The sequence below is a fragment of the Ferrovum sp. PN-J185 genome, assembly GCF_001581925.1.
GTDB lineage: Bacteria > Pseudomonadota > Gammaproteobacteria > Burkholderiales > Ferrovaceae > PN-J185.
Window position 1 is genome coordinate 1 of record NZ_LQZA01000003.1, and the last position, 16797, is coordinate 16797.

General features: G+C 34.3%; 17 protein-coding genes and 1 pseudogene. 8 read left to right on the plus strand and 10 right to left on the minus strand.

Annotated features, from left to right (window positions below):
* Positions 1-675: pseudogene (locus FV185_RS09765) on the minus strand (transposase); the annotation flags it as partial.
* Between the two features lie 54 nt (positions 676-729).
* On the opposite strand from FV185_RS09765, the gene FV185_RS06055 reads away from it, so the two are divergent.
* Complete coding sequence (locus FV185_RS06055; protein ID WP_067495080.1) at positions 730-1587, plus strand: tyrosine-type recombinase/integrase; 858 nt, start codon at positions 730-732, stop codon at positions 1585-1587.
* 97 nt (positions 1588-1684) lie between these two features.
* Positions 1685-3664 (plus strand): acyltransferase family protein, encoded by a 1980-nt coding sequence (locus FV185_RS06060; RefSeq protein ID WP_067495083.1) that lies wholly within the window; start codon positions 1685-1687, stop codon positions 3662-3664.
* A 169-nt stretch (positions 3665-3833) separates the two neighbouring features.
* Here FV185_RS06060 and FV185_RS06065 read toward each other — a convergent pair whose 3' ends face one another.
* Genes FV185_RS06065 through cfa form a run of 3 tightly spaced genes read right to left on the minus strand, consistent with a single transcriptional unit; the run spans position 3834 to position 6309 of the window.
* Entirely contained in the window at positions 3834-4202 is a 369-nt protein-coding gene (locus tag FV185_RS06065; RefSeq protein WP_067495087.1) for a DUF4149 domain-containing protein, read from the minus strand.
* A 1-nt stretch (position 4203) separates the two neighbouring features.
* Positions 4204-5091, minus strand: coding sequence for an NAD(P)-dependent oxidoreductase (locus tag FV185_RS06070; protein ID WP_197457800.1), 888 nt, complete (start codon positions 5089-5091; stop codon positions 4204-4206).
* Positions 5092-5139: 48 nt separating this feature from the next.
* Entirely contained in the window at positions 5140-6309 is a 1170-nt protein-coding gene (cfa, locus tag FV185_RS06075) for a cyclopropane fatty acyl phospholipid synthase (RefSeq protein ID WP_067495093.1), read from the minus strand.
* Between the two features lie 80 nt (positions 6310-6389).
* On the opposite strand from cfa, the gene FV185_RS06080 reads away from it, so the two are divergent.
* The 4 genes from FV185_RS06080 to FV185_RS06095 are packed head-to-tail and all read left to right on the plus strand — an operon-like array spanning position 6390 to position 10067.
* Positions 6390-7568: an MFS transporter gene (locus FV185_RS06080; protein WP_197457801.1), complete on the plus strand. Its 1179-nt coding sequence runs from the start codon at positions 6390-6392 to the stop codon at positions 7566-7568.
* A gap of 29 nt (positions 7569-7597) precedes the next feature.
* Positions 7598-8881 carry an MFS transporter gene (locus FV185_RS06085; protein WP_067495096.1) on the plus strand — a complete coding sequence of 428 codons (1284 nt, stop codon included), beginning with the start codon at positions 7598-7600 and terminating at the stop codon, positions 8879-8881.
* A gap of 13 nt (positions 8882-8894) precedes the next feature.
* A complete protein-coding gene (locus tag FV185_RS06090) occupies positions 8895-9731 on the plus strand; it encodes a metal-dependent hydrolase (RefSeq protein WP_082787062.1) in 837 nt (278 codons plus the stop codon).
* Between the two features lie 9 nt (positions 9732-9740).
* Positions 9741-10067, plus strand: a complete 327-nt coding sequence (locus FV185_RS06095; RefSeq protein WP_067495099.1) for an NIPSNAP family protein — start codon at positions 9741-9743, stop codon at positions 10065-10067.
* On the opposite strand, the gene FV185_RS06100 is transcribed toward FV185_RS06095, so the two are convergent.
* From FV185_RS06100 to FV185_RS06120, 5 genes are all read right to left on the minus strand, one after another.
* Positions 10068-10670, minus strand: coding sequence for a nitroreductase family protein (locus tag FV185_RS06100; protein WP_067495102.1), 603 nt, complete (start codon positions 10668-10670; stop codon positions 10068-10070).
* Positions 10671-10709: 39 nt separating this feature from the next.
* Positions 10710-11636: an HPP family protein gene (locus tag FV185_RS06105; protein ID WP_067495105.1), complete on the minus strand. Its 927-nt coding sequence runs from the start codon at positions 11634-11636 to the stop codon at positions 10710-10712.
* Positions 11637-11646: 10 nt separating this feature from the next.
* Positions 11647-12111 carry a methyltransferase family protein gene (locus tag FV185_RS06110; RefSeq protein ID WP_067495108.1) on the minus strand — a complete coding sequence of 155 codons (465 nt, stop codon included), beginning with the start codon at positions 12109-12111 and terminating at the stop codon, positions 11647-11649.
* Positions 12112-12126: 15 nt separating this feature from the next.
* Positions 12127-12438: a hypothetical protein gene (locus tag FV185_RS06115; RefSeq protein WP_067495111.1), complete on the minus strand. Its 312-nt coding sequence runs from the start codon at positions 12436-12438 to the stop codon at positions 12127-12129.
* 213 nt (positions 12439-12651) lie between these two features.
* Positions 12652-13920 carry an OmpP1/FadL family transporter gene (locus FV185_RS06120; protein ID WP_067495113.1) on the minus strand — a complete coding sequence of 423 codons (1269 nt, stop codon included), beginning with the start codon at positions 13918-13920 and terminating at the stop codon, positions 12652-12654.
* 137 nt (positions 13921-14057) lie between these two features.
* Here FV185_RS06120 and FV185_RS06125 point away from each other — a divergent pair, with 137 nt between their 5' ends.
* Complete coding sequence (locus FV185_RS06125; protein ID WP_067495116.1) at positions 14058-14396, plus strand: winged helix-turn-helix domain-containing protein; 339 nt, start codon at positions 14058-14060, stop codon at positions 14394-14396.
* Positions 14397-14399: 3 nt separating this feature from the next.
* On the opposite strand, the gene FV185_RS06130 is transcribed toward FV185_RS06125, so the two are convergent.
* Positions 14400-15305 (minus strand): hypothetical protein, encoded by a 906-nt coding sequence (locus FV185_RS06130; RefSeq protein WP_067495119.1) that lies wholly within the window; start codon positions 15303-15305, stop codon positions 14400-14402.
* Positions 15306-15691: 386 nt separating this feature from the next.
* On the opposite strand from FV185_RS06130, the gene FV185_RS06135 reads away from it, so the two are divergent.
* Positions 15692-16168, plus strand: coding sequence for a hypothetical protein (locus FV185_RS06135; protein ID WP_067495122.1), 477 nt, complete (start codon positions 15692-15694; stop codon positions 16166-16168).
* Positions 16169-16797 lie beyond the last annotated feature (629 nt).

Sequence of the window (16797 nt, forward strand, 5' to 3'; positions counted from 1 at the left end):
TCAATGCTTTAACCCTTCTTCCGCTGGCTAGGGCATCTGATACAAAATCCATGGACCATACCTCATTAGGGCTACTGGGTAAGGATAAGCTCTGCTTTTGTACCATCACGCCATGTCTCTTACGTCTACGTTTAACAGCCAACCCCGCTTCCTGATAAAGACGGAATACCTTTTTATGGTTGGCTTCTACTCCTTCTCGTCTTAATAAAGCATGAATACGTCTATAACCAAATCGACGTCTCTCATGGGCAAGATCAACAATACGTTGCTGTAGTTCCTGATTCTTTATCCCACTTACAGGCTGGTAATGAAGAACAGTTCTTGATATACCCACAAGATAACAGGCACGTCGCTCAGAAATAGCCGTAGTCTGGCACATAAGCTTTACAGCCTCGCGTTTGTCTTGTGGGCTTAGTACTTTCGTCCAAGAGCCACTTTTAAGGCTTCAGCGTCCAGTATAGCCTCAGCCAACAGTTTCTTTAATTTACTGTTCTCAGACTCTAAATCCCGCAGCTTTTTAGCATCCGGTATTGTCATTCCTCCAAACTTGGCACGCCAAGTATAAAAAGAACAATCGCTAAAACCATGTCGACGGCATAGCTCTTTTACAGGAATACCAGCTTCTGCTTCCTTCAAAAACCCAATAATCTGTTCCTCTGTAAATCGCTTCTTCAAGTCCATTCTCCTTTACATAAATGAACTTTACTAGATTTAACATAAAACTAAAAATTGGGTGCAGGTCACTATCACCTAGAGAACATTAACAGTGACGCTACGGGTAAGTATGAGATTTGGCGTAATAATCTATTGAAAAAAGCATCACTTGCCAGTACGCTGACGATACATGCTAGTGCTTACAGGAGTGTGATTAGTACAGCCATACAGAAAGGCTGGATAAGTGAACATACACCTATAGCTCAGATGAAAAGAACAGGTGCTAAAGGACGAGCTCGTCCCGCATTCACAAGAGAAGAAGTTAACCGATTATTGGACTACTTACCTATATTCGCAAAAGGTGAGCACAGTCGTCTAGCTAAAGAGTCTAGGCAAGTGTGTAGGGACTATGTGGAGATACTGTTAGGGACAGGCATGCGTTCAGGTATAGAAAGTCAGCATATTAAATGGAGTGATATTAGCTTGCACATTGACTCAGTGACAGCTGTGAAGTATTTGAGAATAGGGGTGACGGGTAAGGCAGGTGGTAGGTACTTAATCGCTAAGCATAATATAAAGACTGTGCTAGAGAGAGTCATAGCAAAGTATAGTCAGCTTAACGCCTATTCATTAGACAGAGTATTGGAGTTAAAGCCTAATCTTTACCTGTTTAGCCTTGGTGATGACATGCTGCCAGTCAGCTTCTGTACCACATTTAAACACTTAATGACGGCAAGTGGCCTGTTAAAGGGCTCTGCTACAGGGCAGAATAGGACTCTGTATTCACTACGACATACCTTCGCAATATTAGAGTTAATGGAAAATCGTACAGACTTACATACGCTGGCAAAACAGATGGGTACTAGTGTGGGCATGATAGAACGGCACTACAGTAAACTCACAGCCGTCATGGCAGCTGATAGGCTTGCGTAAATTATTTATTTTTAATATTTTTTGTCATCTTGGACTTTCAAGAATCAATTTAGGTGCTTACTATATAATTATAAAAGTTAATTTCCAAATATATTAAATGAAATACAGAAAAGAAATTGATGGGCTTAGAGCACTTGCTATTATTCCAGTAATCCTATTCCACGCAGGTTTCACAACTTTTAGTGGAGGCTTTGTAGGTGTAGATATCTTTTTTGTTATAAGTGGTTACCTAATCACTACAATTATTGCAGATGAGATGGATAGGGGCTCTTTCTCTTTACTTAACTTTTATGAACGCAGAGCCAGAAGAATATTACCAGCATTATTCTTTGTGATTTTATGTACCCTACCCTTTGCCTGGTTTTGGATGTTACCGAATGAACTTAAACAGTACTCAAAAAGTTTATTGGCTGTTCCTTTATTTGTTTCAAACATACTATTTTGGCAAACCAGTGGTTACTTTGATACATCATCAGAACTTAAACCATTACTTCACACTTGGAGTTTAGCTGTAGAAGAACAATACTACCTTTTATTTCCTTTATTTCTTATAACAACTTGGAAGCTTGGTAAAAGATGGATTTTTACATTTCTTTTAATAACAGCCATCATTAGTTTAGCGATAGCGGAATATGGTTCTATAAAATTTGCATCATTTACCTTTTATATGTTGCCTACCAGAGCATTTGAAATATTGATAGGAGCATTAATATCATTTAAATTTCAATCTGAAAGCATATTAAATATAAAAAAAGAAAATTATAAATTATTTGATTTTATTGGCTTAATACTAATACTTTTTTCAATATTCTCGTTTAATAACCAAACTCCTTCACCAAGCTTATACTCCTTAATCCCAACAATAGGAGCTGGCCTGATAATAGCATTCAGTAGCGCAGAAACCCTAACTGGTAAAATCCTTAGTAATAAACTTTTGGTGGGTATTGGCTTGATTAGCTACAGTACATACCTTTGGCATCAACCCCTACTTGCATTCGCAAGAATAAGAAACATTTATCCATTAAACACTACTACATTAATCGTTATTATTATACTTTCACTACTTTTAGGATTTTTCAATTATAAGTTTATAGAAAATACTTTTAGAGACAAGAGAAAAGTTAATTTAAGAATATTTTTAACTAGCGCCATTTTGATGTCTTGTTTGTTTTTTTCTGTAAGAATAGTTGGGCACTATACTGATTATTTTCCAACTAGATTTAATATAGAAATTCAAAATCTTACAGAAAACAATCCATCTTCTGGAAATGCTATAAATTGTCGCGAAGAAAGAAATCATAAAGATGGTACTACATGCGTGATTGGTGATTTATCAATAGTTCCGTCAATAGCATTAATTGGAGACTCCTTTATCGGAAAAATTACTAAAAGACTTGATGAAGTGTTAAAGAAAAGAAAAGTCTCAGCAGTTGTTTTTACTAAAAGTGGGTGTATCCCACTTACAGATATAAAAGTAAAGTATCCAGACAATACAACCCATAATTGCGATATTGATGTTAAAAATTCTTACAATACAATTATTAGAACTAACAATTTGAGAAAAGTAGTAATAATTTCCGAGTGGCCTTATTATGCCGATGGTTTTAAAGGTGCCAACATTTCTGGTAATAGATTATTATTAACAGATAGTAGCTCCAATGAATCTAACTTATTAGAAAATAAAGAGGTGACTACTAGGGGATTAATTAGATTAAAAAAATTAATGAATGGCAACAATAAATTATTATTTATTGTTAATACTACACCTGAATATCTTCTATCTCCACAAAGCTTAATAGCAAAAAATATACTTTTTAACAGACAAACTACTGTAGTTCATCCGTTACTTGGAGACTATAACTTAAGAAACCAGTCAATAAACCAAATATTTTCGAATGCTAAAGTAAGTGAATGGGCAACGATAATTAATCCTTTTTCTAGTTACTGTGTTTCAAGTACTAACTGTAGAATTAGTGATGCTGATTTTCATTCATTTTATGAAGATGATGGTACTCATTTATCGTATTTTGGTTCAATTCCATTAGTTAATCTTTTAGAGAATAAATTACTAAATTAATTCTTTATATGTTTCACGCCATCTTCATCATCTCTATTTTTTATTGTAGTAATTGAGTATAGACCTTTCATAGTTCTTTTTTGTACCTACTTAATCTCTAATATGTACAGCTTTATCATCCCAGCTCATTCTTCTGAATAAAGAAACTTTCCAAATACAGGTAGTAAAGTTAAATTAGAACATAAAAAAACAAAGCCATTTCAATAAAATTAATTACTACACTTAATGTATGTAAGAAATGAAATTTACCCTGTTGATCATTATCTCTTGCCTTATTTACCATTGGCGTAATAATTAAAAGAGTAATAAAAAACAGAAATGCAGTTAGAACAAGTAGATATCTGTCTGTTAAGTTTTTTGATAAAAACCCCGCAATTATACTTACCGTGCCTAAGAAAAAATAATATTTAGGAAAAAACTTTCTGACATATACCGCTGACCATTCTGGAGGTAAGTACTTAAATATTCCCGGGGCCACTGCCACAGAAAAAAATATCATAATCCCTAAATTTGCCGAAATAAGATAGTTTGTTATCATTTTATTTTAGTCCTGCATTTTCAGCTGCAATTAATTCAATAGCGCTCCAATCAAAATGAGCTCTATTTTTAGCTATTGATGTTAGGAAACGTGAGTAAAGAATATCTACTATTGGCATAGGGACTCTAGCATTACTGGACGCCTCATGCATTAAGTTGACATCTTTCAAACCAAGCTCTAATTTAAAACCAGCGGGTTCATATTGACGTTGCGCAATGATTTTCCCATAATTTTGGTAAATAGGTATATTGAATAAAGTGGATGTAATAAAGTCTATAAAAGATTGTCTTTCCACGCCATTTTTTTCAAGTAGCGCTAGTGATTCTGATATAGCCTCAACCATTGATAAAATCATAAAGTTACCAGCGATTTTAATTAAATTTGCAGCTGAAACCTTTTCTCCAAAATCAAATACTCCTTGACCTAACGCATTTACCACTTCTTTTACTTCTTCTTTTACTGACTGCTTACCTGACATAACAACCCATAATTTCCTACTAAGAGCAGCTTCTGGTCGGCCAAATACAGGGGCGGATAAAAACTTTTGTTCATGATTTTCATGTTCTTGACTTAGTTTCTCAATTAATTCTGGTGAAACCGTACTCATTGATATATGAATAGCCTGTTTATTGAGGTTAGCCAAAATACCATCTTGACCAAAACTTACTGAATCAAGTGCCTCATCATTTGCAAGCATTGTTATGACTAAATCTACGTTCTTTACCGCATCACCAACACAATTAAAGACTTTCGCTCCAAACTTTTCTAGTTCAATTGATTTTGTTTTGGTTCTGTTATAAACATGTAACTCAAAACCAGCTTCTAATAAATTTTTAGCCATAGGAAAACCCATGCTTCCTAGGCCAATAAATGCAACTTTTTTCATCATTTTCCCCAAAAAACAATGGACCAACTGATATAAATTAGGTTCAAAATATCATGTTGGTTCAATACGAATAGATCTGTAAATTGGACGTCTTTGTCTTTTTGTTAACACAAGTTGCCATAACTGTCCGTGCCTTGATCTAAAATAACCTGCACAAGACAGTAAATAGTAATTCCACATTTTATAAAACCGATCACTATAATTATTTCTTAATTCATACCAATGATCATTAAAATTTCTATGCCAAGCGATGAGTGTTTTATCATAGTCACTACCAAAATTGTGCCAATCCTCAATTAAAAATTGTCCTTCGATATTCTTAGTAATATCTTGTGATGAAGGAATCTTTCCATTTGGAAATATATAATTATTTATCCAAGGATCTGTCCCATGACTTGATATTGCATTACCAATTGTATGCAATAGAAAAATACCTGAATCGTTCAAAAGTCTATTAATAATAGAAAAAAATTGTTGATAATTTTTTTGGCCAACATGTTCAAACATACCAACTGAGACAATTTTATCAAAGCTACCGTCCAATGAGCGATAGTCAATTAACTCTATTTCTACCGGGAGACCTTCACATCGTTGTTGAGCAATTTTCTGCTGCTCTTTAGAGACTGTAATACCAACTACATTTACTCCATAATATTTTGCGGCATAATAAGCAAGTCCTCCCCAACCACAACCAATCTCCAACATTCTTTCGCCAGGTTTCAATTCGAGTTTTCTACAAATCATGTCTAATTTATCTAACTGTGCCTGCTCGAGATTATCTGCATATTGCCAGTATCCACAGGAGTAAATCATAAGTGGGTCAAGCATTTTTTTAAATAAATCATTACCAATATCATAATGCCTCTCACCAACTATAAATGCTCTATGAATATTCTGTAAGTTAAATAACTGTGCTTTCAGTCTATGCCAGGCTACATTTAACTGCGCTAAACCTGTTACTTGTTCATCTAAATTTGCATCTAATAGTCTATAAATTAATTCATCAATTGATCGACAGTCCCAATAACCAGACATATAAGACTCTCCAAGACCGAGAGACCATCTTCTTAATATTTCGCTATAGGCTCTCTGATCTTTTACTTGAATATCCCAAGGTTGTTTTCCATTTACATTAATACCTGCTTTTTTGAATAATTGATCAATTACTTTGGGGGGAGATGCGAGAGAATGTGTATGATCTGATGTGGTAACAAAACTCATGTTTATACCTCATTTCTTTTTCACATGAGTTTAATATTAACTTTTTTCTCTTTAGGAATAAATATAGTATTTACTCTTATATGATAATCAAATCCCTATCTTCATTACCCAAAACAGTTTGGCTAATTGGCTTTATAAGTCTATTAAACGATAGCGCCAGTGAAATGATCTATCCACTACTTCCTTTTTATATTGTGTCAGTGCTTGGTGCGGGACCAAAAATATTAGGATTAATTGAAGGCATTGCAGAAGCCACAGCTAGCCTCTTTAAGTTACTATCGGGAATAATTGTTGATCGAACTAAAAAATCTAAAATTTTTATTATTATTGGGTATGCTGTACCTAGTATTGGGAGACCTATTCTCTCAATCATTACCAGTTGGCATGCAGCCTTATTTATTCGTTTTTTTGATCGACTAGGAAAAGGACTTCGAACATCTCCAAGAGATGCCATATTGGCTTTGTCTGTACCTGAAAATAAAAGAGGTATTACTTTTGGGCTACATCGATCCTTAGATAATTTAGGTGCATTTGTAGGTCCTATAGTTGCAACGATTTTATTAAGCTATCACTTCTCACTAAAAGATATTTTTCTGTTTGCTATCATTCCAGGATTCATTGCTATTATTTTGACTCTTCAAATTAAAGAACCAGAAAAGATTATAACAACTCATCATGTAAAAATAAGTTGGCGTTTATCCTCATTACCCTCTAATTTTAAACAATATCTGTTTTCATACGCCCTATTATCTCTTGGTAACTCCTCTGATCTGTTCATACTATTGCGAGCAAAAGAAATTGGCATTTCAGAGCAATATATTCCACTATTATGGGCATTTTTATCATTAATCATCAGCGTACTAAGTACTCCACTATCTGGTTTGTCAGACAGAATAGGACGAAAAACGCTATTAATCAGTTCATGGTTAATTTACGGCTTATTTAATTTATTATTAGCTCAACATTTTGTTCATGTATCGCTACTCATATTTTCTTTTATTTTATATGGCGTTTATAAAGGTATGTCAGAAGGAATTGAGAAAGCCCTCGTTGCAGATTTAGTCGATAAAAACCACTTCGGTACTGCCTTTGGATGGTTTAATTTAATAGGTGGTCTTTTTTTGCTTCCAGCCTCATTTATTTTTGGCTGGTTATATCAAACTTATAATTACTCCTACGCATTTTTGTTTTCTAGTTGCTGTTGTCTTATGGCAAGTTGCTACGCATGGATTAATTTCCATAGGACCAAATTAAGTTAAACTACTATTTTTTCTATCCTAACTGAATAATGAGTAATCAAACACAATCCGTTAAAGCAAATTCAATTCATCACGTTTTGATTGCAAGCCTAATTGGTACAACTATCGAATTTTTTGACTTTTATATTTATGCCACTGCAGCTGTTTTGGTGTTTCCTAAATTGTTTTTTCCATCGGGGAATCCATCCACTTCTGTTTTGCAGTCTTTAGCTACTTTTGCATTGGCTTTTTTTGCAAGACCCATTGGCGCAATTATTTTTGGTCACTTTGGTGATAGGATTGGTAGAAAAGCCACTTTAGTTGCAGCGCTAATGACTATGGGCCCCTCAACAGTAGCTATAGGATTATTACCCACTTATGACAGTATTGGCATATTCGCACCACTCCTACTTGCTTTATTTAGACTTGGCCAGGGTTTAGGTCTGGGCGGTGAATGGGGGGGAGCAGTACTTCTTGCAACTGAATATGCACCAAAAGAAAAATACTCTTGGTATGGTATGTTTCCGCAATTAGGGGCACCTATTGGCTTTATTATGTCTAGCGGAGTATTCATATTATTAAATCATTATCTTACTGATAAAGACTTTATATCGTTTGGTTGGAGAATTCCTTTTCTAGCTAGCGCAATTTTAGTATGGCTTGGTTTATATGTTCGTCTTAAATTAGCTGAGACACCTGCATTTATGGAGGTAATAGAAAAAAACGAACAAGTTAAGGTGCCAATGGGGGCGATATTCAAACATCATAGTAAAGCTCTCTTTTTAGGAACTTTTGTATCACTAACAACTTTTTTATTATTCTATTTAATGACGGTATTCACTCTTAGTTGGGGTACTAATCATTTCCATTACGCTAAAGGATCTTTTTTATCTTGGCAGATGATTGCTATGTTGTTCTTTGGTATTGGTATACCTTTATCTGCAAAATTATCAGATTTAATTGGTGTTAGAAAAATGCTCATTAGCGCCACATTATTAATCTTTCTTTTTGGATTAGTTTTTAATTCATTATTTGTTTCTAATAATCCTGTAATGACCGAATTTTTTCTCATTCTTGGATTGTTTTTAATGGGCTTAACCTATGGACCACTCGGTTCAGGTTTGGCAAGCTATTATCCTGCTCCTGTAAGATACACAGGAGCCTCTCTTTCTTTTACGTTAGCAGGAATTTTAGGTGCCTCAATTGCGCCTTATCTTGCAACCTGGCTTGCCGTCAATTATGGCCTGGTTTTTGTGGGTTACTATCTGTCCATTGCGGCAGTGATTACGTTAATAGCTTTGCTATTCACCACCAAATTAAACAATGATGCTTAATTAAGGACAAAATATGTTTAAAGTTAAACAGTATTATCAGTTTATTGTTGTTCTACCACTTTTTTTGTTTTCATTTAATAGTTTAAGCGCTAACAATGAAAAGCAAGTTAAAGTTCAATGGTTCGGTCAATCTGCTGTTAAGATCACTACTCCTCAAGGTAAAAATATCTTAATCGATCCTTATCTTACTGCGAATCCTAAGACTCCTTCACAATACAAGGATTTATCTACCTTAGGTAAAATTGATTTAATTCTTGTGACTCACGCTCATTTTGATCATCTAGGTGATAGCCCTGCTCTTTTAAAAGCTTGTGATTGTAAGTTGATAGCCCCATCAGGACTAGAAGATAATTTAAATTATTTAGGTATGGTAGATGCAAACAAACTCATTCATATGAATAAAACTGGCACTGTTTATCCTATTGACGGCGTATCTGTCACGATGGTTCACGCCGAACATAGTTCTGAACTCGATTGGATTGACCTTAAAACGAATAAACATCAAGTATTGTATGGTGGGGAGCCTGTAGGATTTATTATTACCATTAATAATCAATTCACAATCTATCATATGGGTGATACAGGTTTATTTAGTGATATGGCTTTAATTGGAAAATACTATCATCCTGATTTAATCCTTATTCCTATTGGGGGTAATTTCACAATGGGGCCTAAAGATGCGGCCTATGCAACAAATAATTGGCTAAAACCAAAATATGCACTACCTATACATTATGGAACTTATCCCGTTTTAAGAGGAACTCCTGAGGAGTATAAAAAGTCTTTAGTAAACAACACGACAGATGTAATTAATTTACAGCCTGGCGAATCTACAACCTTCAACTTTTAAGAGAAAACCATGATACATGAATTAAGAATTTATCACTGCGCTCCCGGGAGATTACCTGCACTTAATCAACGCTTTGAACAAACTACATTAGGATTTTGGGAAAAATATGGCATTAAACCTATAGGTTTTTGGACTACTTTAATTGGGCCAAGCAATCAAACTCTAACTTATTTATTGGAATGGGAGAGTTTGGCAGAACGTGAACAAAAATGGAATGCGTTTTCATCTGATCCAGAATGGATTGCAAAACGAGCGGCTACAGAGGCAACAGGAACTATCGTGGAAAGAATTGAAAACCATATCTTAGTTCCTACTGCCTATTCTGCAATCAAATAATTAGAAGTGATTTGTTATTATCATTTCTTCAGCTGATTTGTAGCCAGGTTTTGGCCATGCTGGTTTAGTTGCCTTACCAATAACTAGCATGGCACCAATTGCATGTCCTTCTGGCAAACGAATTAACTCTGCTACACGATCAAAATCAAAACCTACCATTGGGCATGAATCGTAATTCATTGCTTTAGCAGCAAGCATAAGAGTTTGTAACATAATACCAACTGAACGCATGGCCTCATCGCGTTGTAACTGTGATTTACCTGAGTAAAAAGGATCGATCCAAGGTACTAAAATATCTTGTACTTCTTTAGGAGCATTAATCCAATAGCGGGCCGGATCTTTTTTCCAAGCATCTATATCCGCTGTAATAACTAATAGTAATGAGGCTTCTGTTACTTGAGCTTGGTTATTTGCGGCCTCTCGTAACTGTTGGCGTAAAGCTGTATCTTTTACATTAACAATTCGCCAGTGCTGTAAGTTAAAAGAAGAAGGAGCCTGAGCACCTAAATCCATCAATTGATTAAATTCAGAATCAGTAATTTTATGATTTGGATCAAAATGTTTTACTGCTCTTCTTTGTCTAATAGCATCAAAAGTGTTCATATTAACTCCCAAAATGAATTATCTTAGTCTTAAAACGAATTAATTAGTTCCCATACTTTTTTTAAAGAAGCTATTATATAAAAAATAGTAAATTATAAATACTGTTATTCCAATCGCAGTTGAAATCAATAATTTGATATCTGGATGAGGAGCGACAAAGGGCAATAAGCCCATTGCCATAGCTGGGGGTAAATAGATATCAAGTATGCGACACATAACCATTCCCATAATAACGGTAATTAATATGGCTGAAGAGTGGTTACCTAAAAAATGAAGTGTTATTAATCCAATACTGACCATTACTAAAGTGAGAATTAGTAAACGTATTAATTGCTTTCCCCAAGGGCAATGCTCTGGTTTTGTTAGTATTTCATAGCTAACAACTACAAGCGGTGGAAAAAGAATAAATTTTAAACCAGAGAAGTAAACCATGATTTGCATTAAAAAAACAAAAATAATGAATGAAATCAATCCATGATGATCGATTTTTAATAAATCATCCGTAACCTGTTGGGACTGTTGTTGATGGTTATTTACGTAAAAGGGTCGTAGTATCAATAACACAATAACCAGTAAGGAAATAGTGACACATACGGCAACAGGGTAACTTAAACTGTCTTCACCTAAAATAACTGGTAAGTACCCTGCAGCTAAAGCTGGCACAATGGGTGAGCGTAATACAAAAATAATCACTAAAGCTAATGCAATTGAGAGACTTACAGATAAAGGACTATACCCCCAGTATTTTTCAATTATGATACCAACAATAGCAGCTAATGTTGGAGTCAGCACCAGGAGTATGGGCTGTTTTGCCCAACCACCTTGGGGTTTACTCAATACTCCATAAGCAATTGCACCTAACTCTGGAAAAAGAATAACGGAAATGCCGGTTATTAGCGCTGCTTGCGAAGCACCAAACAGAAACAACAGTGCTGTAAATTCGCCCAAATAAAATAAGTCTTTCATGTTAAAAAAATTAGAATATAAATGGAATAAGTCTTTTTACTACTTTTTGATAATCAATATAGTCCGTATACAAGTCCAATAAGAGCTCTTCTTCATAACGTGTTTTAAAGTACAAAGTTACAAACAAAGTAAAACAATATAGAGCAATGAGCCTATCTTTGGAAACACATAATGCCCCCAACGAAAACAGTAATAAACCAAAATAAATAGGATGTCTTACTATACTAAAAGGACCATTAACAATTAGTTGGTGTTTTTTCTTGGGATGCGGGAAAGGGGTAAGTAGATTTCCCATAAATAGTGCACTATAAATTGCAAAAAGAACTCCCGCAAATATGAACATTAAGCCCAAATAATCAATGAAGTTCAAATTATTAAACAAGCTTGAATCGTGATGTAAATAAATCAAATGCGATGTTATTAGTACCAATATCGACATTTGTACTACGACATAAGTAAACCCTTTTAAATTCATAGATGAATAAGAATCTTACTTATTACCAGGCTTTAATTGTTTAAATGCCTCTTCATCAAGGGGGCTCATTCCTTCAGATAACCCACTTTCAATTCTTTCCTTACTAAGCTCCCCTCGTAAAACCAACAATCCCTTTAAGGTCATTTTTTCTTGGGAGAGTTTATCTTTAGATTGACTTAATGTTGTATCAGACATGAGTTCATCAATTTGATGTTGATTCTCTAAATCAATATTTAATATATAGGCAAGTCGAACAATTTCTCGATTTACAGCATGTAGATCATTGTCAAACTCACTAGGTGAGATAGGATTGTCATCATAATCCATTTGGTCATACCTACAATGTAAAAAGAGTTATTATACTCCTCAATACAACCAGCTATATTGCAAAACGCAAGCAATCATGTCAAAGAAAAGACTATTAATTTACACAATACTATTAATTATCATCATTTTCTACCTAGGCACTATGCTTGCAAACTTCTTACTTCATGCAAAATTTTTAGGCTTTTTACGCGCACCAATTGGTACTGTGATTTATTAATATTTCATCCCTATACCTAAACCGTAATAATCTTCACTCAATCTAATATTCGCTTCACCGCCCCCAAATCCTGAAGGAATTGAATTACTACCATATACAGTCTGATTTAAAGCATGTGAATAAAATCCAGAAAAATCGATTGTTTTATTAAGATTATAAGTAAAACCAAAGCTTAATTCTTTTTGAACTGTACCTGGGGCTAATATATTAAAAAAAGTTTGCGAATTTGGTATAGGTTGATTGTTGTAATTAAAACCAGTTCTAACGGTTAATAATGGAAGTAATTGATATGCCACTCCTAATTTATATGTATTAATACTTTGCCAACCAAAACCTGCTCCACCATTACTACCAAGTTTACTACCTAATTGAGTAAGGTTAGACAAAGGATTAGCAATGGAACTTGAGTTACCATATTCAATTCTTTGTATGTCTAACGCTATAGTTGTTTTATTTGTTGGCTCAAATGAAAGACCAAGTCCGTAATTTGCCGGTATATCAAAAGTGCCATTATTAGCAAACAATCCACTGTATTCGTTAAAGCTGCCGTGAATACGTGTTTGATAATGTAAGCCAATATTCCATTGTTCACTGAGTTTTGCTAACCAACCGATATTCGCACCAAACCCGTTTGATATAGACGCTCCTCTATCAGTAACATTGCCAGGAGAACTTGTATAGTTTGCATTATCAAAAGCTTGCAAACCGGTAGCAGAAAATTTTTGTTGGGCATAAATAATCGAAATACCTAATGACTGTTGTGGTGTGAATTTCCAAGCAATACTAGGTGCTATAAACAGTTGCTGCAAATTAACTCCTGCATTACTACCTTGACCACCAGAAAAAAGTGGTATTTGTGAAGTATAAGTAGTATTCATTCCACCATTTGCGTAGACGGATAGGCCCACACCAACAACATTGTTAATTTGTTTTGTTACTCCAAAGTTAGGTATTAAAAAGGATCCTCTGCCATTGGCATCAAAGTTACCATTACCACCATATGAATTACCAACTACCTGAGCGGTACGATCAGGCTTAAAATAATCTAGCCCTAAATCTATTCTGTTACCAATAAAAACAATACCTGCGGGATTGGTAGCAGCAACAAGCGCATCCTGTGGTAAGGCAATAGCCACACCACCCATACCCTGTGACTTAACACTATAACCAGACATAAAATAGCCGTTAGTCGCATTAGCCATTTGGGTAAAAGTCAACATTGAAAATAGCAATATTGTTGTTTTTAGAGTTGAGTTGTTATTCACAATAAACACCTTATAATATTCAATATATAAAAAGTAAAAATGTATAACGTGTAGTGTAGCAACTTTATATAACCACTTAATACAAAAAAATATTTTTTATATTCTAATTTATTATAAAGAAGTCATTCCCTTTACTTATGAATAAACAATTAAAAATAAGAATTACTCATGGTCCTAATACAGCGATCGGGCCAGGTAAAGCCGACTTACTAGAGGCAATTATTCAACAGGGTTCTATTTCAAAAGCGGCTCAAGCCATGAATATGTCTTATAGGAGGGCATGGGAGTTAGTTAATGTCATGAATGAAGCATTTAAATCACCACTGGTTTCCACCTCCCATGGAGGTAGCCATGGGGGTGGAGCACAACTAACTGATTTAGGAAACACTGTCTTACAGCATTATAGAAACTTAGAAACCAAGGTCAGACAAACTGCACATGAGGAATTAAATAATATCTATAAGCAATTAAGATGAGCCTTAGAAAGTAACTCTTGTTGTACCAAGCCAAGCGTGGCCAAATAGAGGATTATCAAAACTTCCGCCAGTACCCTGCGCAGTCTGGTAACCGATACCTAAAATAACTTTGACTCTATTCTCAATTTGGAATCTTCCTACAGTGGTTCCATATGTGACCACTAGTTGGTTCTTACCTGCGTATACAGGCTGCCCTTCATAAAAACGATAATAGGTTGTTTCAATTTCTGGCCAGAACAGCCCTTCATGTGCTTGAAACGAGGTACTCCAAGTGAGTGTTCGGCCGATGAATCCAGTATTCGTTGTAGGCATTGTATAACCCAATGTACTTTGAATATTAAATCCCTCATTTCTGCTGCCCCAACCTTTGCCTGCCGCTAGAGTTGGAGTAACTGTTGCATTATGGTAAAAAGTATTGCTTGCCTTGTCATACGTTGAAAATATTGCATTTCCCGTTGGCAATGTTCCGCCCAAGAAAGCAGTCACAATATAATTACCATTTTCTTCATTTGCCGCCATGATTCTGTATTTGAATAATAGGCTTTCATCTGCAAAGCCAGAACCACTGGTCGCTGGAGCTAACGATGAACTTTGGTTAACATAAGAGGGAACACCAACAATAATTTCAGTATTTTCGCTAGGAATTAGTTCAACTCCTTTACCAATACCTGTATATTGAGTTTGAACTTTTGTACCAAGACTCTGCGGGATATAATTTCTGGAAAAATCCATTCTATATTCTTGCTCTAACCTAGGCGTGACTGTCACTAACGGAGTCATCCAGTGAGGTTGAATTTCTTGAGTTTGACTCACATTATTAAGCCAATTATCAAAAAAAGCCCAATCAGCTTTTGCATTCAACGATACAACAAATAAAGTTAACACGACAACTTTTGTAAAATATTTCATATATATAACCTTTTTATATCGATATACCCGTACGGGAATAACGAATTTTATAGGGTTAGTGAGATTTCTGTCAACATAATCAAAAAACTCCTAAATTAAAGGTAATAGTCGTAATTAAAAAGAGGTTGTGACTAAATAAATTGATGTTTTTATTAAAAGAACTTTTTTATAAGTGAATGATCGAAATAAAGGTATATTTATCAGGAGTAAATTATGTCAATTCTAATTTCGTTACTTGGAATTTTTGTTTTACTAGTTATGATATTAATGTTCAAGGATATCGTTCAAAAAGGATAGTATCTAAGATATTATTTGATACAAAACCTTTTTTATTTAATAGTTTTTTTAAAGTACACTTGATTTTATTTTTTTAATTAAAGTAAATTATGCAGCGTACTTTAGTAACTTTATTGTTTATATTACTTGGTTTTATAGGGGTTATAAACCCTATCTATCCTGAAACATTGATCAATAATGAGAAAGTTACTCCTTCTTATATCCCAGGTTTAGGTGAGATTATGGGTTATATTCAATTAAGACATGCGAAACTTTGGCTTGCTGGCATTAATGGTAACTGGGATTTAGCTCACTATGAGTTGGGAGAGTTGAAAGAAGGATTTGATAATGCACAAACCTATCAACCTGATTTTAAAGGTAAACCAATTAAAGAAATAATTAACCCGTTAACCAATCCTGCATTAAACAGTCTCGATCAAGCTATTAGTAAAAAAGACTTTCAAAATTTTAAATTAGCTTTTAATAAATTAACCCATGCTTGTAACGCCTGTCATCAATCCACAGGTTATAAATTTATTCAAATACAAACTCCAAGTTCAATACCCATTACGAATCAACACTTTTAAGTTTATCAATCAACAATAAGATATAGTGTTATCAACGTCTAATTATTAATTAGAATTAGCTAATATTTAATTTTAATACATTATGAATACAAACAACGCAAATATAATTGAATGGGATTTTATACTTTTAGTGTTGTTCTCAATAATTGTTCCATTCGGAATCTACTACTTTTTATCCGTAATCCAATCAATATCACGAACAAAAGTTGTGTTATTTTCTTTTTCTTTGTTAATAATCTCTGGTATTGATGTTGTCCTATTGCAAAGACTTAGTCATAAGGCAACACACATAAGTCAATCAACATATAGTAAATTTTTTCAGAACGAACTATCAATTGCCTTATATTTACTTCCCGCTCTCTTCGCTGGTATTGCCATCAATTTAATATCACACGTACTAATTGAACACCTCAATCAAGCAGAGAAACGGTTTGACAATGAACGCAAAATCAAATAACAGATCACTCTACATTATTGATTGTTCAAACAAATACCAACAATTAATAAAGCTTTAATATATGTGAATTTATGTAAATAATTGGTGGATCTGTTTTTCTTTTTATAAGTATAAGTAAAATAACTAAAACATAACTTTAATCTAAATCATGAAACGTCGAACTTTTTTGTTT

Bases quoted from the DNA above. Each gene is read 5' to 3' on its own strand.
- FV185_RS06090 (WP_082787062.1), top strand. From the start codon at position 8,895: ATGTTTAAAGTTAAACAGTATTATCAGTTTATTGTTGTTCTACCACTT.
- FV185_RS06060 (WP_067495083.1), top strand. From the start codon at position 1,685: ATGAAATACAGAAAAGAAATTGATGGGCTTAGAGCACTTGCTATTATT.
- FV185_RS06100 (WP_067495102.1), bottom strand. From the start codon at position 10,670: ATGAACACTTTTGATGCTATTAGACAAAGAAGAGCAGTAAAACATTTT.
- FV185_RS06115 (WP_067495111.1), bottom strand. From the start codon at position 12,438: ATGGATTATGATGACAATCCTATCTCACCTAGTGAGTTTGACAATGAT.
- FV185_RS06110 (WP_067495108.1), bottom strand. From the start codon at position 12,111: ATGAATTTAAAAGGGTTTACTTATGTCGTAGTACAAATGTCGATATTG.
- FV185_RS06095 (WP_067495099.1), top strand. From the start codon at position 9,741: ATGATACATGAATTAAGAATTTATCACTGCGCTCCCGGGAGATTACCT.
- FV185_RS06125 (WP_067495116.1), top strand. From the start codon at position 14,058: ATGAATAAACAATTAAAAATAAGAATTACTCATGGTCCTAATACAGCG.
- cfa (WP_067495093.1), bottom strand. From the start codon at position 6,309: ATGAGTTTTGTTACCACATCAGATCATACACATTCTCTCGCATCTCCC.
- FV185_RS06070 (WP_197457800.1), bottom strand. From the start codon at position 5,091: ATGATGAAAAAAGTTGCATTTATTGGCCTAGGAAGCATGGGTTTTCCT.
- FV185_RS06065 (WP_067495087.1), bottom strand. From the start codon at position 4,202: ATGATAACAAACTATCTTATTTCGGCAAATTTAGGGATTATGATATTT.
- FV185_RS06105 (WP_067495105.1), bottom strand. From the start codon at position 11,636: ATGAAAGACTTATTTTATTTGGGCGAATTTACAGCACTGTTGTTTCTG.
- FV185_RS06085 (WP_067495096.1), top strand. From the start codon at position 7,598: ATGAGTAATCAAACACAATCCGTTAAAGCAAATTCAATTCATCACGTT.
- FV185_RS06135 (WP_067495122.1), top strand. From the start codon at position 15,692: ATGCAGCGTACTTTAGTAACTTTATTGTTTATATTACTTGGTTTTATA.
- FV185_RS06130 (WP_067495119.1), bottom strand. From the start codon at position 15,305: ATGAAATATTTTACAAAAGTTGTCGTGTTAACTTTATTTGTTGTATCG.
- FV185_RS06080 (WP_197457801.1), top strand. From the start codon at position 6,390: ATGATAATCAAATCCCTATCTTCATTACCCAAAACAGTTTGGCTAATT.